General features: G+C 64.3%; 19 protein-coding genes. 9 read left to right on the forward strand and 10 right to left on the reverse strand.

The genetic code is table 11. The annotated features are described in order from the left end of the window. From APH33_RS17000 to APH33_RS17010, 3 genes are all read right to left on the reverse strand, one after another. Window positions 1-2,327, reverse strand: a 2,327-nt coding sequence (locus tag APH33_RS17000) for a hybrid sensor histidine kinase/response regulator (RefSeq protein WP_054886263.1), incomplete at its 3' end; no start/stop codon positions are given. 13 nt (window positions 2,328-2,340) lie between these two features. After that, entirely contained in the window at window positions 2,341-2,802 is a 462-nt protein-coding gene (locus APH33_RS17005; protein ID WP_054886264.1) for a response regulator, read from the reverse strand. A gap of 15 nt (window positions 2,803-2,817) precedes the next feature. Then, window positions 2,818-5,067: an ATP-binding protein gene (locus tag APH33_RS17010; protein ID WP_054886265.1), complete on the reverse strand. Its 2,250-nt coding sequence runs from the start codon at window positions 5,065-5,067 to the stop codon at window positions 2,818-2,820. 271 nt (window positions 5,068-5,338) lie between these two features. Between APH33_RS17010 and APH33_RS17015 the strand changes: the two genes are divergently transcribed. From APH33_RS17015 to APH33_RS17045, 7 genes are all read left to right on the forward strand, one after another. Further along, a complete protein-coding gene (locus APH33_RS17015) occupies window positions 5,339-5,866 on the forward strand; it encodes a spore coat U domain-containing protein (protein ID WP_054886266.1) in 528 nt (175 codons plus the stop codon). 18 nt (window positions 5,867-5,884) lie between these two features. Further along, a complete protein-coding gene (locus APH33_RS17020) occupies window positions 5,885-6,421 on the forward strand; it encodes a spore coat U domain-containing protein (RefSeq protein WP_054886299.1) in 537 nt (178 codons plus the stop codon). Window positions 6,422-6,440: 19 nt separating this feature from the next. Next, the gene (locus tag APH33_RS17025; protein WP_054886267.1) at window positions 6,441-6,974 is read left to right on the forward strand and encodes a spore coat protein U domain-containing protein; all 534 of its coding nucleotides are present in this window, start codon (window positions 6,441-6,443) and stop codon (window positions 6,972-6,974) included. Window positions 6,975-6,989: 15 nt separating this feature from the next. After that, a complete protein-coding gene (locus APH33_RS17030) occupies window positions 6,990-7,493 on the forward strand; it encodes a spore coat U domain-containing protein (RefSeq protein WP_054886268.1) in 504 nt (167 codons plus the stop codon). A gap of 46 nt (window positions 7,494-7,539) precedes the next feature. Next, window positions 7,540-8,316: a molecular chaperone gene (locus APH33_RS17035; RefSeq protein ID WP_054886269.1), complete on the forward strand. Its 777-nt coding sequence runs from the start codon at window positions 7,540-7,542 to the stop codon at window positions 8,314-8,316. A gap of 165 nt (window positions 8,317-8,481) precedes the next feature. Further along, a complete protein-coding gene (locus tag APH33_RS17040; protein WP_256218666.1) occupies window positions 8,482-10,722 on the forward strand; it encodes a fimbria/pilus outer membrane usher protein in 2,241 nt (746 codons plus the stop codon). After that, a complete protein-coding gene (locus APH33_RS17045) occupies window positions 10,719-11,678 on the forward strand; it encodes a spore coat U domain-containing protein (protein WP_054886271.1) in 960 nt (319 codons plus the stop codon). Before APH33_RS17040 ends, APH33_RS17045 begins: the two co-directional genes overlap by 4 nt. Before the next feature lie 119 nt (window positions 11,679-11,797). Here APH33_RS17045 and APH33_RS17050 read toward each other — a convergent pair whose 3' ends face one another. Continuing rightward, window positions 11,798-12,946, reverse strand: coding sequence for a M14-type cytosolic carboxypeptidase (locus APH33_RS17050; protein ID WP_054886272.1), 1,149 nt, complete (start codon window positions 12,944-12,946; stop codon window positions 11,798-11,800). A 196-nt stretch (window positions 12,947-13,142) separates the two neighbouring features. On the opposite strand from APH33_RS17050, the gene APH33_RS17055 reads away from it, so the two are divergent. Beyond that, window positions 13,143-14,357 carry an MFS transporter gene (locus tag APH33_RS17055; RefSeq protein ID WP_054886273.1) on the forward strand — a complete coding sequence of 405 codons (1,215 nt, stop codon included), beginning with the start codon at window positions 13,143-13,145 and terminating at the stop codon, window positions 14,355-14,357. Here APH33_RS17055 and APH33_RS17060 read toward each other — a convergent pair. After that, the gene (locus tag APH33_RS17060) at window positions 14,337-14,852 is read right to left on the reverse strand and encodes a DUF4880 domain-containing protein (protein WP_054886274.1); all 516 of its coding nucleotides are present in this window, start codon (window positions 14,850-14,852) and stop codon (window positions 14,337-14,339) included. The genes APH33_RS17055 and APH33_RS17060 overlap by 21 nt on opposite strands. Window positions 14,853-15,285: 433 nt before the next feature. Continuing rightward, window positions 15,286-15,597, reverse strand: a complete 312-nt coding sequence (locus APH33_RS17065) for a DUF6124 family protein (protein WP_054886275.1) — start codon at window positions 15,595-15,597, stop codon at window positions 15,286-15,288. 87 nt (window positions 15,598-15,684) lie between these two features. Between APH33_RS17065 and APH33_RS17070 the strand changes: the two genes are divergently transcribed. After that, complete coding sequence (locus APH33_RS17070; RefSeq protein WP_054886276.1) at window positions 15,685-16,392, forward strand: LexA family transcriptional regulator; 708 nt, start codon at window positions 15,685-15,687, stop codon at window positions 16,390-16,392. 33 nt (window positions 16,393-16,425) lie between these two features. Here the strand turns inward: APH33_RS17070 and APH33_RS17075 are convergent, their stop codons facing one another. From APH33_RS17075 to APH33_RS17090, 4 genes are read right to left on the reverse strand one after another with little or no spacing between them, the layout of a single operon-like run. Continuing rightward, window positions 16,426-18,378, reverse strand: coding sequence for an acetyl/propionyl/methylcrotonyl-CoA carboxylase subunit alpha (locus APH33_RS17075; RefSeq protein ID WP_054886277.1), 1,953 nt, complete (start codon window positions 18,376-18,378; stop codon window positions 16,426-16,428). Then, the gene (locus APH33_RS17080; protein ID WP_054886278.1) at window positions 18,375-19,190 is read right to left on the reverse strand and encodes a gamma-carboxygeranoyl-CoA hydratase; all 816 of its coding nucleotides are present in this window, start codon (window positions 19,188-19,190) and stop codon (window positions 18,375-18,377) included. Before APH33_RS17080 ends, APH33_RS17075 begins: the two co-directional genes overlap by 4 nt. A gap of 3 nt (window positions 19,191-19,193) precedes the next feature. Beyond that, entirely contained in the window at window positions 19,194-20,801 is a 1,608-nt protein-coding gene (locus APH33_RS17085) for a carboxyl transferase domain-containing protein (protein WP_054886279.1), read from the reverse strand. Window positions 20,802-20,820: 19 nt separating this feature from the next. Further along, on the reverse strand, window positions 20,821-21,984 hold the full coding sequence (locus APH33_RS17090) for an isovaleryl-CoA dehydrogenase (protein WP_054886280.1): 1,164 nt from the start codon (window positions 21,982-21,984) through the stop codon (window positions 20,821-20,823). Window positions 21,985-22,251: the final 267 nt, after the last annotated feature.

A 22,251-nucleotide genomic window follows, 5' to 3' on the forward strand; every position in this document is an offset into this window, starting at 1 on the left:
TTCTGCATCACCAGGCTCCCCGGTAACTCCAGCCCTTGCAGTTCCGCATACCCGGTCAGGAACACCACCGGCAATTGCGGATAGCGGTCGCGCGCCGCCATGGCCAGTTGCCCGCCGTTGAATTCGGGCATGGCAAAGTCGGTCAGTAGCAGGTCGATATCATCGTCCAGCAAGGCCAGCGCCTGCTCCCCGCTGTGCGCCTGGCGCACCTGGTAGCCATACTGGCGCAGCACGTCACCGAGCAGGTCGCGCACCAGGTGATCGTCATCCACCAGCAGCACCGTGCGGTCCCTGCCACTGTCGTCGATGGTCAGTGCAGCGATCGGCGCGACGGGATCGATGGCCACCTCTTGCTTCACTGCCGGCAAGTACACCGCCACCAGGGTGCCATGCCCAGGCTCGGTATCGATGCGCACACCGCCACCGGACTGCTTGGCGAAGCCGAACACCTGGGCCAGGCCCAGGCCAGAGCCCTTGCCGATGTCCTTGGTGGTGAAGAACGGCTCGAACACCTTGGCCAGCACCTCTTCGCTCATGCCGCAGCCGGTGTCGCGAATGCTCAGCATCACGTATTCGCCGGGCTCCGGGTCTTCCGGGCGTTGCGGGCGGGTGCTGATGCGTGTGTTACGGGTCGACAGGGTCAACTGGCCGCCTTCGGGCATGGCGTCGCGGGCGTTGATCGCCAGGTTGAGGATGATCATCTCGGTCTGGGTCGGGTCGGTCAGCGCCTGCCACAGGCTATGGTCCAGGTCCAGGCGCACGCGGATATTGCCGCCGAGGGTGCGGCGCAGCAGTTCTTCCAGCCCGGTAAGGGTGCGGTTCAGGTTCAGCGGCACCGGCTCCAGGCGCTGGCGACGGGAGAACGCGAGCAGTTGCGAGGTCAGCTTGGCGCCGCGGTCACCGGCTTCGCGGATATGCGTGAGGCGGCTGCGGGCCTTGGCCAGGTCCCCCTTGGCCAGGTCGCGCTCAAGGAAGCTGGCGCCGGTGAGGATGACCGTGAGCAGGTTGTTGAAGTCATGGGCGACCCCGGCGGTGAGCTGGCCGACGGCCTCCAGCCGCTGCATCTGCTGCAGTGCCGCCTCGATGCGTTCACGCTCGGCGATCTGTTCGCGCAGGCGGTTGTTGGCTTCGGCCAGGCCCAGGGCGGTTTCCCGCTCGCTGGTGATGTCCCGCGCCACCACGTAGAGCAGGGTATCTTCCGGTACCACGACCCAGGACAGCCAGCGCAACTGGCCGCCGGCGTGCTGGATGCGGCCGACGAAGCGCGCACTGGTGCGGCCATGGGCGAGGGCGGCCAGTTCGGTCAGCAGCGCTTCCTGATCCGCCTCAGGCAGCAGGTGCAGCAGCGAAGCCTGGCTCAGACGCTCGCGGGAAAAGCCCAGGCTGGCCTCCCAGGCCGGGTTGAGGGCCACCGGGGTCAGGTCCTTGTTGAGCACTGCGAGCAAGTCCTGGGACAGCTCCCAGGCGCGGTCGCGCTCACGGGTACGGCGCTCGACCCGTTCGCCGAGCATCTCGTTGAGCTGCTTGAGCGCCAGGGTCGCCTGGCGTTGGGTATGGATGTCCTGCAATACACCGGTAAACCGCGTGCACTGGCCGTCGACGAACTGGCACTGGCCGCTGCTGAGCAGCCAGCGCGGTTCCAGGCCATGAGGTTGGGCAATGCGGAACTCGACCCGGTACAGGCCGTCGCTGTCCGGGCGCATGGCCTGCTCGACGGCCTCGCGCACCTTGGCGAGGTCGTCGGGGTAGATGCCGGCGTAGAACACCTCAAGGCTCATCTCGGTCTCGGCTGGCAGGCCGAAGAGGGTCTTGCAGCGCACATCCCAAACCAGTTGGCCCTGTTGCGGCCGGAAGTCCCAGGTGCCCATGCCGGCGGCATCGATGGCAATGCGCGCGCGCGCCTCGACATCAGCCAGGGCTTCTTCGGCACGGCGCCGGCGCTGGCGTTCCTGCACTTCGGACAAGGCCCGGCGCACGGCCTTGGGCAACAACGGCAGGTTCTTCTTCAGCACATAATCGGTGGCGCCCAGGCGAATCATCTCGACCGCATGCTCTTCGCCATAGATGCCCGAGAGGAAGATGAACGGCGTGTCAGGGGCCAGGCGCTGGGCGATGGCCAGCACTTCGGTACCGGACGATCCCGGCAGCACGCAGTCGCACAGGATCAGGTCGAAACTGCCTTCAAGCAGGGCGTGCTCGACCCCGACATGGTCGAAAACCAGCCGCGATTGCACCTGTAACCCGCTGCGCTCCAGGCGCATCAGGGTCAGCTCGGCGTCCATCGAGCTGTCTTCGACCATCAGCAACTTGAGTGGTGTGGGCAACATCTCTGCGGGGGCCTCAGTGGCTGCCACGGCGGTTCAGGCGCAGCGAACCGGGAGGCGGTTCGTTGAGCACCGCCCAGAATACGCCAAGGTCGGAAATCGCCGCGACGAACTCCTTGAACTCCACGGGCTTGACCACATAGGCGTTGACCCCAAGTTCGTAGGCGCGCAGCAGGTCGGGCTCTTCCCGCGAGGAAGTCAGCATCACCGTGGGTATGCTGCGCAGCTCGGGCGTGGTACGCACTACCTTGAGCACTTCCAGGCCGTCGACTTTCGGCAGCTTGAGGTCCAGCAGCAGGACGGCCGGGTTGCCGTCGGCACGCTCGTGGTAAGTGTTGCGGCGTAACAGGTAGTCGAGGGCATCGGCGCCGTCGCGCAGGACGATCACTTCGTTGGCCAGCTGGCTGCGTTCCAGGGCCAGGAGCGTCAGCTCCAGGTCCCGGGGGTTGTCTTCGACCAGCAAGATTGGTTTGAGCATGGTGATACGGGTACCTCAGGTGGTTGCGGGGTGACGGGGCAGGGTGAAGTAGAAGCAGGCACCCTGGTCGAGATGGCCTTCGGCCCAGACTCGCCCGTCATGACGCTCGATAATCCGCCGCACGCTGGCAAGGCCGATCCCGGTGCCTTCGAAGTCTTCCATGCGGTGCAGGCGCTGGAACACTCCGAACAGCTTGTTGGCGTAGGCCATATCGAAGCCTACACCATTGTCGCGGATGTATATCTGCGTCTCGTCGTGGTTTTGCTCGGACCCGATGGTGATGTGGGCGGGTTCACGGCCACGGGTGTACTTGATGGCGTTGGCGATCAGGTTGTGCAAGGCCAGGTTGATGAACGCCGGGTCGGCGATGACCTTGGGCAGCGGCGCGATATCCCAGACGATTTCGCGGCCTGCATAGTCCGGGGCCAGGTCCTGGCGGATGGCGTCGACCAGCGCATTGAGGTCGACATCCGACAGGCGCAGGGCCGAGCGGCCCATCTGCGAGAAATGGAGCAGGTTGTCGACCAGGCTGCCGGCAAAGCGCGCGGCTTCATCGATGTGCTGCAGGAAGCGTTTACCGCGCTCGCTCAGGCCCTGGCCCTCGATCTCGCCGAGCAGCTCGGTGTAGCCGGCGATGTGGCGCAACGGGGCGCGCAGGTCATGGGACACACTGTAGGAGAAGGCTTCGAGTTCCTTGTTCGAGCGGCGCAGCTCGTTGGCCAGTTGCGCCAGCTCCTCGGCTTTGCGCAGCACGATACCCAGCACTGCCGTGCGCAATTCGAGCACGCCTTCGATGACCAGTGGGTCCCAGGGGGCGCTGTAGCCGCTGATCTCTTCTCGCCAGCGCTCGAAACTGTGCCGCGGGTTGAGCGTACCCTGGGCGTCGATCTGCTTGTCGGGGCGCCCGGCCCAGTCGACGGTACGCACCTGCTCGGGGCGGAACCATAGCAGGTAGTGCGAGTGGATCTGCGAGATGGCCACGGCCAGCACGCCGCCGGCATACGCGGCCAGTTCTGGCAGTTCATCGATGTCACGGCGCAGGTTGTCGCTGTGGAATACCGTTTCTTCGCCACGCTGCTCCAGCCAGTGCACCAGGGCCGTGACCTGCGCCGCAGGCGGGGTCTGGCCGATCAGCTCACAGCGGTCGGCGGAGATGATCGCCGCGCCGCTGGCGCCTGCGAACGCCAGCAGCACCTCGGGCAAGTCGTACAGGCCATCGCTGACGCTGTCATGGTCGGCCATCGACGAGATCATGCGCACGATGTGCTGGCGCAGCTCGAGCAACTGGCGGGTCTTGGCGTGCGATTCGCGGCTCTCGATCTGCAGCGACAGCACGCTGGCCAGCAGTTCGCAGGCCGTGCGGGTACGGAACTCGACCGCGCGCGGCTGGGCGTGGTGGCAGGAGATCAGGCCCCAGAGCTGGCCATCGACCACGATCGACAATGACATCGAAGCCAGGGTACCCATGTTGCGCATGTATTGCAGGTGCACCGGCGACACGCTGCGCAGGGCGGCGAAGCTCATGTCCAGAGGCTTGCCAGTGCGCGGGTTGTTCGCCGGCAAGAGGGGGGAGGCGTGGTAGTTGGCATCTTCGATCACGCGGATGCGATTGACCCGGTACAGGTCGCGGGCCTGGCGCGGGATGTCCGTCGCGGGGAAGCGCAGGCCAAGGTAACTCGGATAACCGGCGTCGGCCAGTTCGGCGAGCACCTGGCCATTGCCCTCGGCATCGAAGCGGTAGGCCAGGACCCGGCCGAAGCCGGTGATGCGCTTCACTTGCACCACGCATTGCTGGAGCAGCTCTTCGAGGCTGTCGGCGTTGTGCAGGCTGCTGACGAACCCGCGCACCAGTGGGTAGTAGTCGCCCTGGTCGGTTACGTCCGCAGGCAGGCGGAAGGGTTCGAACTCGGCGATCAGTACCTGGTCATGGCGGTGGGTCAGCAGGCGCAGTTTGTCGCTGCACGGCGCGCCCTCGCGCAAGCGCACATCGCCGATGTGGAACGGGAACGCTTCGTCGTCAGGCAGGCGTTCGAGCTGGACGCGGAGGTCGAAGCGCTCGCTGACCAAGTCAGCGAAGGTACAGCCGATCAGCTCCCTGGCCGGTACACCCAACCAGCGCTCGATGTTCTCGCTTGCCTGGAGGATACGCAGGTCGTGTTCATCCAGTACCAGCAGAAAGCCGTGCGGCTGGATACTGCCGGGCACCTGGATCGGCTCTTCGGCGCAGCGCTCCACGGCGGCGTCGAGCGCTTTGTCTGCAGTCATTGGTGGAAACGCTCCTGTGAAGTTCTTCCATGCATGCCGCCGGCAACGGACGCTGGCGGTTGGCTAACGGCCACCCTAGCAGAATGCCGATCGCTTTTGTCGGCCCATGGCCATTGGAGGCATGGGATGGCCCGGGGTTCGCCGGGATTCGGAAATTTCTTGTCGGCCTGCTACCGCTTTGGCGTTAGCACAAAAGAATGGCACCCAGCCATCACGGTTCTGTCACCTGCTGCTACGCTCAGAATCACACGAGAAAAACAAGGAACATCCAGTGACGGAACGCTTTCTGGCCGCGCTGTTTGGCCTGTTGTTGAGCGGCAGTGCCGTAGCGGCGGACTTCCTGGTCGAGGTGCGGGTACTGGTGCAGCGCGGCTGCATGCTGATTACCCAGCAGCGTGATGCGGGCGCCCAGGCCCTGGGTCGGATCGACCTGGGTGCTGCCGCACGCCTGGACGGCCCGGATGCGCCACTGAGTGGCGTATTGCTCAGCCAGCGCCCGCCACGGCTCGAATGCAACCCTGACACAGCTTACCAAGTGCGGGTCGACGGTGGCCAGCATGGCGGCGTTGGCGAGCTGCGCTTTCTGGCCAGCGACGACACCAAGGCCAGACCGATCCCCTATCGGCTTTTCCGTGATGCCGCCTGGCGCGAGCCGGTGGTTGTCGGTGAAGCGCATGCCGCGCGTGTGCCTGATACCGGCTCGGTTGAGCTGCCGCTCTACGCCCGCATCGACAAGCTGGCCTGGGTGCCACGCGCCGGCCAGTACGCCGACCGGCTCAAAGTCACGGTCACCTGGTAGCGAGGCACCCGGCACATGTTGAACCGTACTTCGATCCTGCTGCTCAGCCTTGGCCCGTTGCTGTTGCCCAGTGGCGGGGCACATGGCACCACCACAGGGTTCATCCAGGCGCGGCTGGTGATCAGCGCTGCCTGCCAGATCAACAGCGGTGACCAGCCGCCAGCCACGCTGGGCAATCCAGGCCTGATGGATTTCGGCGAGCGCGGCCCGAACTGGGACACGCCGCTGCGCAGTCGGGTCGACGAGGCGGGTGGCGAGGGCAGTTTGCGGATCAGTTGCACGCCAGAGGTGCGGGCGTTCAATGTGCGCATCAATGGTGGCCTGAATGGCGACGATGGCGTCCGTCGTCTCAGCAATGGCCGAGAAATGATCCCCTATCAACTGGCAGTCGACCCGGGTGGCAACAGCCGCTACGGCATCGGCCAAGCCCGTGCCTTTACCGTCAGCAGTTTCGAGCAGATCCCTATTCCCATCTACGGTGTGGTAGTGGCGCAGCCGCGCGCACTGCCGGCTGGGCTGTACCGCGACACCCTGAGAGTGACCCTGGACTGGTAAACGACGCAAGGAGACTCAGATGCGCACGACTTTTTCCCGTTGCATGCTCGCCGGCCTCGGCCTGGCCATGGCAGCTCACACCCAGGCCGCTACGGTGACCGGGACCATCTCCTCGACCCTGACCCTGACCTCGGCGTGCCAGGTCAACGGCGCCGGCGGCACCTCGGGGCTGAACTTCGGTACCCTGAACTTTGGCACCCAGGAAGCCCTGTTCACCACCGCCAATGCCCAGGTGCTGGGCGGTGGCGGTGGCGCCATGAGCATCCTCTGCTCGGCCGGCACGGTGCCGGCGATCCGCGTGCGGGCCGGGTCACATGATGGCCAGTCGACCGGCGGCACGCGTGCGCTGGCTGACGGCGCTGGCAATTTCGTGCCCTACGACTTCTACACCGATGCCGGGCGCACCACGCTGTTGGCCATCGACGGCACCATCACCTTGCCGACCAGCACTGGCGTGGCGCAGACCGTCAACCTGTATGGCCAGGCGCGGGGCAAGGCGGGCCTTCCGGCCGGGACGTACACCGACACCGTGGCAGTCGAGCTGTCGTTCTGAACCATGCCCAGCGCCATGCGTTGCTGGCTCACGGGTTGCCTGACGGGGCTCGGCATGTGGCTGCCCCTGCCCCTGGATGCCGCGACCAGCAGTACTTTCCAGGTCACCGCGCAGATCGTTGCCGGCTGCCTGGTGGTGGGCGGGGTGACCAATTACGGCGCGCTCGACTTCGGCACCCAGTCGGCACTGTCCACCGGCCTTCTCAGCACCTCGCTGGGCGGCGCCACGGTGACCTTCCAGTGCACCCCGGGGGTGACCATGAGCATGAGCCTGGACGGCGGCCAGAACAGCGCCAGTGGTACGCGCAACCTCAAGCGTACGGGCGGCACCCAGGTGCTGGCCTACCAGTTGTACCGGGACGCGGCCTATAGCCAGGTTCTGGGCATCGGCCAGAGCGTGACGGTGAGTTACACCGACGCCACGGCCATCAAGTTGCCGGTGTATGGCCGTACCCAGTTGCCCGGCACTTTGCCGGCCGGGACCTACACCGATGTGGTGCAAGTATCGGTGACCTGGTGAACACACCAGGACCCAGGACCCAAGAAAAAAGACCAAGGAGAGTGGTATGGGGGGAGGCGCGAAGTGGGCGCAAGGTGCGGTCGGTCTGTTGCTGTTGGCGAGCCTGCCGGCAGGGGCGGCCACCTCGGTGCTGATCTGGCCGATCGACCCGGTGCTGGAGGCTGACCAGAAGGCCGGCGCCCTGTGGCTGGAAAATCGCGGCACGGCGCCGGCCAGCCTGCAGGTACGGGTGTTCGCCTGGCGCCAGGGTGACTATCAGGAGCAGTTCCAGGCCCAGCGCGAGGTCATCGGCAGCCCGCCGGTGGCCACCATTGCTCCCGGGCAAAAGCAGCTGATCCGCCTGACCCGCACGGGCAGTTCGCCGGCCGGCCAGGAGCAGGCCTACCGCATCATCATCGACGAGATCCCCTCGCCGATGCCCACCGACACTGCCAGCCAGGGCACCACCGCAGCGATCCGCCTGCAGATGCGCTATTCGGTGCCGTTGTTCGTCTATGGCGAAGGCTTGTGGGGCAAGCCTGACCCGCAAGGCAAGCGCAACGCCGACGGCGTCGGCAAGCCGCAGCTCAGCTGGCGCGCGGTGACGGTGCAGGGCAAACCCTATGTGGAAATGCGCAATACCGGCCCGGTGCATGCGCGTCTGACCGATGTGGTGGTGCAGCAGGGTGGCCAGGGCAAACCCTTGGCCGAGGGCCTGCTTGGCTATGTGCTGCCCGGTGCCAGCATGCGCTGGCCGGCGCCGGTAGTGCCGAACGCAGGCAGTGTGATCAAGGGCAGGGTAAACGGCCAGGAAGTGGCCGAAGCGATCCGGCAAGGGCAATGAGCCCGCGGCTGGATGAAAGGCATGGCCCATGGAGCATCTGGCAATGGTCGGAATCCGTGTGTGAGGCGGCTGTCGCGGGCTTCGCGCCGCTGGTGCCTGGGGCTGACCTTGTTCGGCCCCTGGCTGGCGCTGGCCGACGACCTGCCACCCCCGCCCAGCGAAACCATGGCCGTTGCCGACGCTACGCTGTACCTCGACTTGCTGGTGAACCAGATGCCCAGGGCTGAGCTGGTGGCGGTGCAGCAACGTGCCGGGCGCCTGTACCTGGACAGCGATGTGCTGCGCAACCTGGGCATTCAGCTGCCGGGCGATCCGCAGGGTGAAATTTCGCTGGACGATGTGCCGGGCCTGCACAGCGATTACGACAGCCAGAACCAGCGCCTGCTGCTGCAGGTGCCGCCGGCCTGGCTGCCGGACCAGCAGGTCGGTGATCGCGGGCTGTACCCGGCCACCGAAGCGCGCAGCAGCTTCGGCGCCTTGTTCAACTACGACCTGTACCTCAATGACACCGACGATGGCGGTTCCTACCTGGCAGCCTGGAACGAGCTGCGCGTGTTCGACAGCTGGGGCACGTTCTCGACCACCGGCCAGTGGCGCCAGTCGTTCAATGGTGCGCAGAGCGATGCCAATCGCCAGGGCTTTCTGCGCTATGACACCACCTGGCGGTTCACCGATGAACAGCGCCTGCTCACGTACGAAGCCGGTGACTTCGTGACCGGTGCCTTGCCCTGGAGCAGTTCGGTGCGGGTGGGTGGCGTGCAGTTGTCGCGTGACTTTGGCGCCCGCCCGGATCTGGTGACCTATCCGTTGCCGGCCTTTGCTGGCGAAGCCGCAGTGCCGACCTCGCTGGATCTGTTCATCAATGGCTACAAGTCCAGCACCACCGAATTGCAGCCAGGCCCCTACACCCTGACCAACGTGCCGTTCATCAACGGTGCCGGCGAGGCCGTGGTGGTGACCACCGATGCCCTGGGCCGGCAGGTGTCCACGACCTTGCCGTTCTATGTCACCAGCAGCCTGCTGCAGAAAGGCCTGTCGGACTTCTCCGTGGCCGCCGGCAGCCTGCGCCGCGACTATGCCGTGGAAGATTTCAGCTACGGCACCGGCGTTGCCTCGGCCAGCCTGCGCCATGGCCTCAGCGACAGCTTCACCCTGGAAACCCATGTTGAAACCGCGCAATCACTGCTGCTCGGCGGCCTGGGCGGCAACATGCGCCTGGGTAACTTCGGTGTGCTCAATGCCGCCTTGGCACAGAGCCAGTTCGAGGGTGAGAAGGGCCACCAGGTCGCCCTCGGCTACCAGTACAACAGCCAGCGCTTCGGCTTCAATTACCAGCGCCTGCAGCGCCATGGCGAGTATTCGGACCTGACCCGGGTCGACACCCCTGACATGCAACTGAGCCAGCGCAGCGAGCAGGTGACCCTGAGCGTCAACCTCGACCAGTACGGCAGCCTCGGCGCCGGCTATTTCGATGTTCGCGCCGGCGACGACACGCGCACCCGGCTGATCAACCTGAGCTGGAGCAAACCGCTGTGGGGCAACAGCAGCCTGTACCTGTCGGCCAACCGTGAGGTCGGCGACAGCAACTGGGCGGTGCAGGCGCAGGTGGTCATGCCGTTCGACTTCGGCGGCACCCTGGCGGTGGGGACTGAACGCAGCAAGGATGGCGAGCGCCTGCAACGGGTCAATTACAGCCGCGCCGTGCCGGTGGGCGGCGGCGTCGGCTACAACCTCGGCTATGCCAGCGGCAGCGACCGCGATGCCTATCGCCAGGCTGATGTCACCTGGCGCCTGCAATCGGTGCAATTGCAGGCCGGCGTTTACGGCAGCAGCGGTGAGATGACCCGCTGGGCCGACGCCAGTGGTTCGCTGGTGTGGATGGATTCCGGCGTATACGCAGCCAACCGCATCGATGATGCCTTCGTGGTGGTCAGCACCAATGGCTACGCCGATGTGCCGGTGCGTTACGAGAATCAGGAAATCGGCCGCACCGACCGTAGCGGCCATCTGCTGGTGCCGTACAGCAGCGGCTACTACCGCGGCAAGTACGAAATCGACCCGATGAACCTGCCGCCCGACGTGCTGGCCGCCGAGGTCGAGCAGCGGGTGGCGGTGCGCCGTGGCAGCGGCTACCTGCTGGAGTTCCCGCTCAAGCGTGTGCTGGCGGCGAGCATCGAGCTGGTCGACGCCAATCAGCAACCGCTGAAGCTCGGCAGCAAGGTCAGCCATCAGGAAAGCGGCAGCCAGGCTGTGGTGGGCTGGGACGGGTTGGTGTACCTGGAGAACCTGTCGCCGCACAACCGCCTGCACGTGACGGTGGAAGGAGGAGGGCAGTGCCAGGTGGAATTCGATTTGCCCGATTCGCAAGGCAGTGTTCCGCTGATCGGCCCACTGGTGTGCCGATGAAGCGGCTATTGTGTGCCTTGATGCTGTTGCCGGCAGGTTCGGCCTGGGCGCTGTGCTCGTCGGTGGCCACCACGCCGGCGGCGTTCGGCACGATCAACTCGACCCTGGTACGTACCACGATACAGAGCGCATCGAGCACCAATGCCGGGCTGCAATGCACCGGTTCGCTGCTGAGCCTGCTCAGTGCCAGCGACCATTTCTACGCGACCATCACCTCGTCCACCAGCGGGCTGGTCGGCCCAACGGGGGACGTCATTGCGTACACCCTGTACGCAGACAACAGCACCAGCTTTCCGATCACCCGCGGTGTCGCCTTCGATTTCGCCCGTAATGGCATCCTCGATCTACTGGGGTTGTTGAATGGCACCACGCCCAAGGCAGTGCCGCTTTACATGAAGACCCAGGTCGGCAGCAATGTCGCGGCGGGTTTGTACCAGGAAACCCTGACCATCGCCTGGAGCTGGAACTACTGCTCCGGGATCGGGGTCGGCGGCCTCTGCCTGGGGCGGGATATCGGCTCCGGCACCCAGACGATGACCGTCAACCTGACGGTGAGCAACGACTGCCAGATCACCACCCCCAGCATCAGCTTCGGCAGTGCCCCGGTGGTGGCCGGGTTTGGCACCGTGAGCCAGAGCGTGAGCCTGTCGTGCACCAAGGGTAGTGCCTATACGGTGGGCTTGAATGATGGGGAGAATGTGTCCGGCGGGCGGCGGCGAATGAAGTCCTCGGCGGGCAACTATCTGGCCTATGACATCTTCAAGAGCGCAGGCACCGTGCGCTGGGGCTCGCTGACCACCGCCCGGCGGGCGAGCAGCGATGCCGATGTGAACCCCGGTAATGGCACCGGGACCGGAAGCCAGGTGTTCAACTACAACGCCAAGGTCTACACCGACCAGGCCACACCGCCAGCGGCCAGTTACATCGACAATGTGATTCTCGATGTGCAGTTCTGACTGGACAAGCCTGGTCTGGCCTCTTCGCGGGTAAACCCGCTCCCACAGGTTCTCCACTCGCCTCAAGGCCAGTGCACTGCCTGTGGGAGCGGGTTTACCCGCGAAGAGGCCGAACCTGATCAGCGCAGATTGTCGACCATTTTCAGCAAGGTCTCCAGCACCGCCCCGGCCAACGCCTTGGACCGCGCCCCCGACCACTCGGCCAGCGGCTCCGGTGCATCGTCATGGTCCTTGAACGGCATCTCCAGCGTCAGTGACAGGCAGTCATACGCCATGCCCACTGCATTGCACGCCAGTGTGGTATTTGCCTGTCCCGGCTCGTCCCGCGTGTAGCCATGCACTGTCTGGAAGTCCTTGGTCACACTGCACAAGGTCGTGCGGAACTGCTCTTCCAGCTTGGCCAGCCGCGGTGTGTACCCCGGGTTGCCCTCACAGGCCGCCGTGAACACATGCGGGATTTCCTCATCCCCATGCACGTCGATGAACGCATCCACCCCGTACTGTTTCATCTGCGCCTGGGCAAAGAACACCTCCGGGCTGAACTCGACACTGGCATCCTGCCAGGCCCGGTTCAGGTCCTTGCCCTTGAAGTTGGTGCGCAGGTGGCCGAGGAAAGCGCCGTCCGGGTTCATGTTCGGGATCAGGTACAGGTCGGCTTTCTCCAGCAGCTTCTGAACGGTTGGGTCATTGGCTTGCAGCCGGTCGATCACCCCCTCCATGAACCACTCGGCCATGTGCTCGCCCGGGTGCTGCTGGGCAATCAGCCACAGCTTGCGCTTGCCCGCCGCGCCATCGCCTGCGCGCAGCAGCGGGATATCCCGGCCTTGCACGCTGCGGCCGTGGGCCAGCAGCTCGACGCCAGGGATCTGCTGGGCACGTTCGATCAGCTGGTTGTGGCGGGCACGCGAGTAAGGCTCGAAGTAGGCGAACCAGACCTGCTCCTGCTCGGCCTTGAGTTCGAACGACAGCGCCTTGCCATCGAACTGGCTTGGCACGCGGAACCAGCTCTGCTGGTCGTAGGAGGCCACGGCGTTGTAGCCGCTCCAGGCGTTCTTGTAGGAAGACTCGCTGGCGTTGTCCAGGCTGAAGCGATGGACCTGGCCCGGGGTGAGGCCGCTGACCTTGAAGTGGAACCACTGGAAGTGGCCGCTGTTCGTGTCCGGGCGGATGGCCAGGCGCACCTGGGCCGGATTGCTGGCATCCAGGACCTGGATGTTGCCGGAATCGAAATCGCAGTCGATTTGCAGGGGGGACAGCGTCACGGTCATGGGCGGGCTCCTTGGGATTTGTTGTGGGGGTACTGTACACCGCTTGAGAGGGAAGTGTGCGGGTGACTATCAGGCTCGCGAAGCTAGGGGGTAGACGTTTCCTACAGATATTTAAGGGTATTCGCTCTGTTTTTTGTCTTGTGCATCTTGCTCGAATACATCCCAATTTCTCCGTTTGAAATTGAGGGTTGGCTATATGAAAAGGCGAGACACTCCGCGGTCCACTAATTGTTATGTTTTATTGCTCCTTCTCATCACGCTTCTGGGCGTGTTTCCGCTAGATGTGATCTTGCCCTCTGTGCCGTTGCTGGCCCGGGACTTTGCTGTTGATGCGCAGTACATTGCGTACTCAATCAGCCTGTTCGCCATCGGTGTTGCCATTTCACAAACTATCATCGGTCCGCTTTCCGACCGGATGGGGCGAAAACGTCTGCTGATTGTTGGTCTGGTGGTTTCCATTGCAGGTGCGGCGGGATGCATCTTTGCAACCCGTTACGAAGGCTTCATGGTCTTTCGTTTACTACAGGCAGTCGGATGCGGGTGCTTCGTGCTCAGCCAGGCTTTGGTGCAGGATAAGTTTAATGGCCATCAGCGCAATGCGATGCGTATCCTCTTGACCAGCGCAAGTGGTGTATTTATTTCTTTGTCGCCACTTGCGGGCAGCGTACTCCAGCGACATCTCGGTTGGGCAGGCAGCTTTCAGGTCTTTGTGGTGCTGGCCATTGCTGTGCTGGTGCTGGCTTTGAAGTTGCTGCAAGAGAAGCCGACATCTGCTGCCAGTGCAGGCGTATTGGATAGTTATCAGGCTTTACTCAAGGACCGCGCGTTTCTCGTCAGTTCGCTATTTTCTTGCTTGGCGTTCGCCTGCCATTTTTCATTTGTGGTCGTCTCCCCATTGTTGCTAATCGAGCAACTTGGCCTGACGGAGTTCGCCTTCTCCATGGTCTTTCTCGGGTATGGGCTGGCGTACCTGATCGGCGGCTTCATTGCCAGCTGGCTGAATTGCCGCATCGCAATGCAGGCGCAGGTGGGTTGGGGATTCGCACTCATCGGTCTGGCTGGGCTTGCTCTTTGCCTGGTTGTCACCCTGCATGAGCTTGGGGTTTTCAGCCTTCTGCTTCCCTTGGTGCTCTGTACCATCGGCACAACCATTGTGCGGCCAGCTGCAACCAGCCATGCGCTGGGGCTGCACCCGCAGCGTGCAGGTGCTGCGGCTTCGCTCAGCAATACGATGCTGTTTGCATCCGGTGGGGGCGCCAGCATGCTGGTGGCATCTACGAGGTACAGCTTGCCGATGAGCCTGGCGCTGGGCTTTATCGTCTGCAGCCTTGCGGGCGGGTATTTGCTTATCTATCTGAATGGTTTGGAGCGGCGCCAGCGGGTTTGTGACTCAGGCCCAATACCCAAATAGCAGTAGCGCGGCCAAGCCCAAACCAACCGCCACCGAACACCCACCCACCGAAATCGCCGCCCGCCCTTGCCGGTACCAGCCATCCTGCCCCAGCTCCTGCGCCGGGGCGAGCAGGCTGCGCCAGCGCAGCTCGGTATCGTGAAACGCTTGCAAGTGTGCAGGTGCCGCATCCAGCCAACGGCGAAAATCGATGCGTTCGCACGACGTCACCTCAGGGCTCTGCAACCGCACATACCATTGCCCGGCCACGCTGGCCAATGCATCCCCGCGTGGGTGTACGACCTGCAGGGCCTGGTTCATGTTGCGTTCGATGCTGAGTAGCGGAAGGTCGAGGCGTTTGGCGATGCTGGCAAAGTCCAGCTGATCGAGACGGTTGAGCAGAAACACTTGCTGCACACGCCGAGGCAGGCGCTTGAGCGCATGCAGCAGTTCATTCTCGGCAGCCTGCTCGCGGGAAGGCGTGGGATGCTCAAGGGGCAGCAGCAGACGGCTCATGGACAGCTCCTTGCTCGGGGGTAGGGTGGGGGCATCGTCCTTGATGCAGAAACAGCCTAGATAAAACGAGATTGATTCTCAAGTGCTGATTCCGCAAAGATTTGTAATGAGCGTTCACGCTCTGAAACACTTTTGCTATCATGCGCGCCATCAACGATCTTCATTAGCCTGAAGAGCCAAAAAAAATGACCCGGCAAAAAGCCGGGTCAAAAACCGTGATTAGCCTGATGAGGAGATAATCTGGAGCGACCTAAGCTCCGGGTTATCCAGCAGATCTCGCGATCAGCTGAGTGCAATAATAATCGTTATCATTTGCCAGTCAAATGAATTTTCAGTTATCCGGTAAAAAGATTTTACCGGCGCGCTTCCCGATCCCGGCAAATGGGGCCTTTTGCCGTTACCCGGCCATCACGTTTCTCCCGCCTTTTTTTGCCTATAAGCCGTTCTGCAGGGCGCGTCTGTGCTCCAGCAGGGCCCTGGCCATGTCGATCATGTGCATCAGCGCGAACGTCAATTCGCGGGTGCTGCCTTCCTGATGGGTGGCGGTTTCGTGGGCTGTGGCGGCGGCGCAGCGCAGCAGCTCGATGGCGTGATCCTGGGCCTGCTCGGCGGTGACGCCTTCGTGCAGGGTCCAGATCCGGTTGTTCGCGCTAGGGCGCGTGGGGTTCGGATTGAGGTAGTAATCGAGCGCGCGGCGGGCTGCTTCGCTGTCGAGATCTGTTACGTCGTCTTTCGGTGGTTTCATCCTGATACCTGCGCAGGCCAATGGGAAAGGGTTCTGCCTCAGTTTAATACCTTGGGTATTTATGTGCTTTTCTAGAAATAATACTGAATGTTTATTGAGCGCCAGAAGGCAGTCCGTATCGTGCCAGCGATGAATATGGATAAATGGATTGCCCTCGTCCGTGACCGGATGGAGGAGCTGAAGCTCACTCAGGAGCAGCTGGCCGAGCGCGTTGGCGTGTCTCAAGGCAGCGTGGGGCATTGGGTGAACAAGCGGCGCCAGCCGAAGATCGAGTCGATGAACCGCACCTTCGTCGAGATTGGCATGCCTCACTACAGCGTCAGCCTGCAGTTGCGCATTCAGGGGCAGGTGGGTGAGGAGCGCGGCATCTACGAGGTGGATGACGACGATGACGAACTTGACCTCATGCAATACATCGTGTGCTTTCGCTACCCGGTGTTGGCTTGGGATGAGCTTGGAACTGCAGAGATGGCTGAGCCCGGCGAGTTCGAGCAGACGGATTACCTGGCACAGGGCAAGGCGTTCTGGTTGACCGTTGAAAACGACACGATGAGTTCAGCCAGTGGCCGCAGCGTGCCCCAGGGCATGCGGATACTGGTGGATCCGGGATTGGAGGCGGAGCCGGGGCGGTTGGTCATTGCCCGGCAGCCGGGGAAAACGGCGATTCTGCGTGAGCTGGCCGAGGAGGGTGGGCAGCAGTACTTGAAGGCGCTGAACCGCAGTTATCCGACGCTGGTGTGTGAAGAAGGCTGCGAGTTTCTCGGCGTGGTCGTGCGGGTGCACGGCGTCTTCTAGATTGCTGGGGCCGCACAGCGGCCCCTGTATGCCTCACTCAGCCAGTTCGACCAGCACTGTCCCTTCGCTGACCATATCCCCTTCCTGGCAGAACAGCGCTTTCACCGTCCCGGCATGGGGCGCACGAATGCTGTGCTCCATCTTCATCGCCTCCAGCACCACCAGCGCCGTTCCAGCCTCAACTGCCTGCCCAGGCTCTACCAACACCCGCACGATACTGCCGTTCATGGGCGCGCCGAGCCCGCCCTGATGGCTGTGGCTGGCCTCGGCTTCGGCAATCGGGTCGAAGGCTTCGACGGCATGCACCTCGCCATCCCAGTGCAGGAACAGCGTGCCACCGCGGCGTACCGCCAGAGAGCGACGACGGATACCGTCTGCGTCATGGCCCAACTGTTCGCCCTCCAGCTGCCAGGTCGATGCGGCACTGCACTCCAGGGCAACCGCCTGGCTTTCACCGCCACAGACCAGGTGCAAGCTGCTGCGCGCCGGCAGCCCCAGGCGCAGGCCATTGCGTTCGGCCCACGGCGAACGCGCATCGTCGGCGCGCTGGTGCGGCGGCTGGCCTTGCAGCCAGGCTTGTGCCGCGGCCTCCCAAAAGCCCGCAGGCAGTGCCTGGGGGGCTGGCAGCAGCACCTCCTGATGCCGGGGAATGAAGCCGGTGTCCAGCTCGGCGGCGGCAAAGGACGGGTGGGCCAGGATGCGGCGCAGGAAGGCGATATTGGTCTTCAGCCCGCCGATGGCGAACTCGTCGAGCATGGCCAGCAAGCGCAGGCGTGCCTGTTCGCGGTCCTGGCCCCAGGCGATCAGCTTGCCCAGCATCGGGTCGTAGAAGGGCGATACCACGTCGCCTTCGCCGACCCCGCTGTCCACCCGGCGGCCTTCGCCCGCTGCCGATTCGCGGTACAGCGTGAGCGTGCCAGTGGCCGGCAGGAATTCATTGGCCGGGTCCTCGGCATACAGCCGCACCTCAATGGCATGGCCGATCAGCGGCACCTGTGCCTGGGTGATCGGCAGCGGCTCGCCGCAAGCCACGCGAATCTGCCAGGCCACCAGGTCGAGGCCGGTGATGGCTTCGGTGACCGGGTGCTCGACCTGCAGGCGGGTGTTCATTTCCATGAAGAAGAACTCGCCACGGGCATCGAGCAGGAACTCGACGGTGCCGGCACCGACGTAGCCGATGGCCTGGGCCGCACGTACCGCTGCCTCGCCCATCGCCCGGCGCAGCTCGGCGGACAGGCCCGGCGCGGGCGCTTCCTCGACCACCTTCTGGTGCCTGCGCTGGATCGAGCAATCCCGCTCGTTGAGGTACAGGCAGCTGCCGTGCTGGTCGGCGAACACCTGGATTTCCACATGGCGTGGCTTGAGCACGTACTTCTCCACCAGCATGCGCGCATCGCCAAAGGACGACTGCGCTTCACGCTGGGCCGAGGCCAGGGCGTCGGCCAGCTGGCTTTCGTCCTCGACCACTTTCATGCCCTTGCCACCGCCACCGGCGCTGGCTTTGAGCAGCACCGGGTAGCCGATGCGCTCGGCGGCGGCGCGGAAGGTGTCCAGGTCCTGGGCTTCGCCGTGGTAACCGGGCACCAGTGGCACCCCGGCCTCTTCCATCAAGGCCTTGGCCGCCGACTTGCTGCCCATGGCATCGATGGCGCTGGCCGGCGGGCCGAGGAAGATCAGCCCGGCCTGTTCGATGGCGCGGGCAAAGCCGGCGTTCTCGGACAGGAAGCCATAGCCCGGGTGGATGGCCTGGGCGCCGCTGGCCTTGGCCGCAGCGAGAATCTTGTCGACCACCAGGTAGCTGTCGGCGGCCTTGCTGCCGCCCAGGTCGACGCGAATATCCGCTTCGCGGCTGTGGCGGGCGTCACGGTCGGTGGCGCTGTGCACGGCGACGGTGGTCAGGCCCATGGCCTTGGCGGTGCGCATCACCCGGCAGGCGATTTCGCCACGGTTGGCGACCAGCAGGGTGGTCAAAGCGGGGCGGCTCATGGGCGCGGCTCCTTCTTGTCGTCGGTTTGCCAGGCGGGGCGGCGTTTTTCCAGGAAGGCGCGCAGGCCCTCCTGGCCTTCGGCGCTGACGCGGATGCGGGCGATGGTGTTTTCGCAGTAGCGGCGCAGGGCCGGGCTGAGTTCGCCGTCGTCCACTTCGCGCAGCAGGTCCTTGGTGGCGCGCAGCGCTTGCGGGCTGTTCTGCAGCATATTGCTCACCCAGGCTTCGACCTGCGCGTCCAGTTCACTGGCCGGGTACACCTCGGCCAGCAGGCCCAGCTCGCGGGCCCGCGCGCCGCTGAAGCGCTCGGCGGTCAGGGCATAGCGGCGTGCGGCGCGTTGGCCGATGGCCTTGACCACGAACGGGCTGATCACTGCCGGGGCCAGGCCGATGCGCACTTCCGACAGGCACAGTTGGGCGTCTTCGGTGCCAATGGCCATGTCGCAGCAGCTGATCAGGCCCAGCGCGCCGCCGAAGGCCGCGCCTTGCACCACGGCCAGGGTCGGTGCCTTGAGGCGGTGCAGGGCGTACATCAGTTCGCCTAGCTCGCGGGCGTCATCGAGGTTGGTGTTGAAGTCCAGCTGCGCCGATTGCTGCATCCAGGCCAGGTCGGCGCCGGCGCTGAAGTGCCGGCCGCGGCCGCGCAGCAGCAGGAAGCGCAGGCTGGCATCTTCGGCCAGTTGGTCGAGGGCAACGATCAGTTCGCGGATCATCAGCGCGTTGAAGGCGTTGTTCTTGTCCTCGCGGCTCAGCCACAGGGTGGCGAAGCCGCGAGGGTCGCGGATCACTTCGAGGGTGCTGAAATCGCTCATGGATCACATCCGGAAAATGCCGAAGCGGCTCTGTTCGATCGGCGCGTTAAGCGCGGCGGACAACGCCAGGCCGAGCACGTCGCGGGTCTGCGCCGGGTCGATGACACCGTCGTCCCACAGGCGAGCGCTGGAGTAGTAGGGGTGGCCCTGGTGTTCGTACTGGTCGAGGATCGGCTGCTTGAGCCTGGCCTCGTCCTCGGCGCTGAAGGCCTGGCCGCTGCGTTCGCTCTGCTCGCGCTTGACCTGGGCCAGCACCCCTGCAGCCTGCTCGGCACCCATCACGCCGATGCGCGCGTTGGGCCACATCCACAGGAAGCGTGGGTCATAGGCGCGGCCGCACATGCCGTAGTTGCCCGCGCCGAAGCTGCCGCCGATGATCACCGTGAACTTTGGCACCTGGGCACAGGCCACGGCGGTGACCAGCTTGGCGCCGTGCTTGGCGATGCCGCCTTCTTCGTACTTCTTGCCGACCATGAAGCCGGTGATGTTCTGCAGGAACAACAGCGGGATGCCGCGCTGGCAGGCCAGTTCGATGAAGTGCGCGCCTTTTTGCGCGGCTTCGGCGAAAAGGATGCCATTGTTGGCCAGGATCGCCACTGGGTAGCCATGCAAGTGGGCGAAGCCGCACACCAGGGTGGTGCCGAACAGGGCCTTGAACTCATCGAACACCGAACCGTCGACCAGCCGCGCGATCACTTCGCGCACGTCGAACGGCTGCTTGGCATCGGCCGGCACCACGCCATACAGCTCGTCAGCGGCATACAGGGGGGCCACCGGTGCCTGGCATTGCAACTTACCGAGCTTGTGCCAGTTGAGGTTGGCCACACTGCGCCGGGCGATGGCCAAGGCGTGCTCATCGTTGTCGGCGTAGTGGTCGGCAACGCCGCTGGTGCGGCAATGCACATCGGCGCCGCCGAGGTCTTCGGCGCTGACCACTTCACCGGTGGCGGCTTTCACCAATGGCGGCCCGGCGAGGAAAATGGTCGCCTGCTGGCGCACCATGATCGCTTCGTCGGCCATGGCCGGCACATAGGCGCCGCCCGCCGTGCACGAGCCCATCACCACGGCGATCTGTGGGATGCCCAAAGCGCTCATGTTGGCCTGGTTGAAGAAGATGCGCCCGAAATGTTCGCGGTCGGGGAACACTTCGTCCTGGCGCGGCAGGTTGGCGCCGCCGGAATCCACCAGGTAGATGCACGGCAGGCGGTTCTGCAGGGCAATGGTCTGCGCGCGCAAATGCTTCTTCACCGTCAGCGGGTAGTAGGAACCGCCTTTGACCGTGGCGTCGTTGGCGACGATCATGCATTCCACGCCTTCGACGCGGCCGATGCCGGCGATCACCCCGGCGGCCGGCACGTCTTCGCCGTACACCTCATGGGCCGCCAGCTGGCCGATCTCGAGGAACGGCGAGCCTGGGTCGAGCAGCCGGTCGATGCGCTCGCGCGGCAGCAGCTTGCCACGCGAGGTATGCCGCTCCTGTGCCTTGGGCCCGCCGCCCTGGGCCACCTGGGCGAGCAGCCCGCGCAGGGCCTGGACCTGTTCGAGCATGGCCGCGCGGTTGCCGGCGAACTCCGCCGAACGCGGGTTGATCTGGGTGTGCAAGGTAGCCATGTGCGCCCGTCCCTCGTGCTCAGCGGGTTTCGTTGAACAGTTCGCGGCCGATCAGCATCCGGCGGATTTCGCTGGTGCCGGCACCGATCTCGTACAGCTTGGCGTCGCGCAGCAGGCGGCCAGCCGGGAATTCGTTGATGTAGCCGTTGCCACCGAGAATCTGGATCGCTTCCAGGGCCATCTGCGTGGCGCGTTCGGCGGTGTAGAGGATCACCCCGGCGGCGTCCTTGCGGGTGGTCTCGCCACGGTCGCAGGCCTGGGCCACGGCATACAGGTAGGCGCGGCTGGCGTTGAGCTGGGTGTACATGTCGGCGATCTTGCCCTGGATCAGCTGGAACTCGCCGATGCTCTGGCCGAACTGCTTGCGGTCGTGGATGTACGGCACCACCAGGTCCATGCAGCTTTGCATGATGCCGGTCGGTCCGCCGGACAACACCACGCGCTCGTAGTCCAGGCCGCTCATCAGCACCCGCACGCCGCCGTTGAGCTGGCCGAGGATGTTTTCTTCCGGCACTTCGACGCTGTCGAAGAACAGCTCGCAGGTGTTGGAGCCGCGCATGCCCAGCTTGTCGAACTTGTTGCTGCGGCTGAAGCCTTTCCAGTCACGTTCGACGATGAACGCGGTGATGCCGTGCGGCCCCTTGTCCAGGTCGGTCTTGGCATAGATCACGTAGGTGTTGGCATCAGGGCCGTTGGTGATCCAGGTCTTGCTGCCATTGAGCACATAGTGGTCGCCGCGCTTTTCGGCGCGCAGTTTCATCGATACCACGTCGGAGCCGGCGTTGGGTTCGCTCATGGCCAGGGCGCCGATGTGCTCGCCGCTGATCAGCTTGGGCAGGTACTTGAGCTTCTGTTCGTGGGTGCCGTTGCGGTTGATCTGGTTGACACAGAGGTTGGAGTGGGCACCGTAGGAGAGGGCGACCGAAGCCGAACCGCGGCTGATCTCTTCCATCGACACCACATGGGCCAGGTAACCCAGGCCGGCGCCGCCGTATTCCTCGGCAACGGTAATGCCCAGCAGGCCCATGTCGCCGAACTTGCGCCACATGTCGGCGGGGAACAGGTTGTCGTGGTCGATCTGTGCAGCGCGCGGGGCCAGTTCGGCGGCAACGAAGGTACGCACCTGGTCGCGGAGCATGTCGATGGTTTCGCCCAGGGCGAAGTTCAGGGAGGGGTAATGCATGCTGGGGCACCTTGTTGTTCTTGAAATTGGGTTACACCGTAGCTCAAGGACAATCCGCCGGCCCTGTGGGAGCGGGTTTACCCGCGAATGCATTGGCAGGGTCACCGTCATTGCCTGACAGATCGCATTCGCGGGTGAACCCGCTCCCACAGGGTCGGCGCTGTACCGAAGATCCGGGTGTCGTTCATCACCTTTACGTTAACGTAAACCTGCAATCGGTGACTGTCAATCCGCTGGTCACCTTTACGTAAACGTAAATCTGCGCCA

It is taken from the genome of Pseudomonas sp. NBRC 111130 (assembly GCF_001320485.1).
GTDB lineage: Bacteria > Pseudomonadota > Gammaproteobacteria > Pseudomonadales > Pseudomonadaceae > Aquipseudomonas > Aquipseudomonas vlassakiae.

Coding starts and splice junctions, on each gene's coding strand:
- APH33_RS17005 (WP_054886264.1), bottom strand. CDS start 2,802: ATGCTCAAACCAATCTTGCTGGTCGAAGACAACCCCCGGGACCTGGAG.
- APH33_RS17010 (WP_054886265.1), bottom strand. CDS start 5,067: ATGACTGCAGACAAAGCGCTCGACGCCGCCGTGGAGCGCTGCGCCGAA.
- APH33_RS17025 (WP_054886267.1), top strand. CDS start 6,441: ATGCGCACGACTTTTTCCCGTTGCATGCTCGCCGGCCTCGGCCTGGCC.
- APH33_RS17030 (WP_054886268.1), top strand. CDS start 6,990: ATGCGTTGCTGGCTCACGGGTTGCCTGACGGGGCTCGGCATGTGGCTG.
- APH33_RS17035 (WP_054886269.1), top strand. CDS start 7,540: ATGGGGGGAGGCGCGAAGTGGGCGCAAGGTGCGGTCGGTCTGTTGCTG.
- APH33_RS17040 (WP_256218666.1), top strand. CDS start 8,482: ATGGCCGTTGCCGACGCTACGCTGTACCTCGACTTGCTGGTGAACCAG.
- APH33_RS17045 (WP_054886271.1), top strand. CDS start 10,719: ATGAAGCGGCTATTGTGTGCCTTGATGCTGTTGCCGGCAGGTTCGGCC.
- APH33_RS17050 (WP_054886272.1), bottom strand. CDS start 12,946: ATGACCGTGACGCTGTCCCCCCTGCAAATCGACTGCGATTTCGATTCC.
- APH33_RS17055 (WP_054886273.1), top strand. CDS start 13,143: ATGAAAAGGCGAGACACTCCGCGGTCCACTAATTGTTATGTTTTATTG.
- APH33_RS17060 (WP_054886274.1), bottom strand. CDS start 14,852: ATGAGCCGTCTGCTGCTGCCCCTTGAGCATCCCACGCCTTCCCGCGAG.
- APH33_RS17065 (WP_054886275.1), bottom strand. CDS start 15,597: ATGAAACCACCGAAAGACGACGTAACAGATCTCGACAGCGAAGCAGCC.
- APH33_RS17070 (WP_054886276.1), top strand. CDS start 15,685: ATGTTTATTGAGCGCCAGAAGGCAGTCCGTATCGTGCCAGCGATGAAT.
- APH33_RS17075 (WP_054886277.1), bottom strand. CDS start 18,378: ATGAGCCGCCCCGCTTTGACCACCCTGCTGGTCGCCAACCGTGGCGAA.
- APH33_RS17080 (WP_054886278.1), bottom strand. CDS start 19,190: ATGAGCGATTTCAGCACCCTCGAAGTGATCCGCGACCCTCGCGGCTTC.
- APH33_RS17085 (WP_054886279.1), bottom strand. CDS start 20,801: ATGGCTACCTTGCACACCCAGATCAACCCGCGTTCGGCGGAGTTCGCC.
- APH33_RS17090 (WP_054886280.1), bottom strand. CDS start 21,984: ATGCATTACCCCTCCCTGAACTTCGCCCTGGGCGAAACCATCGACATG.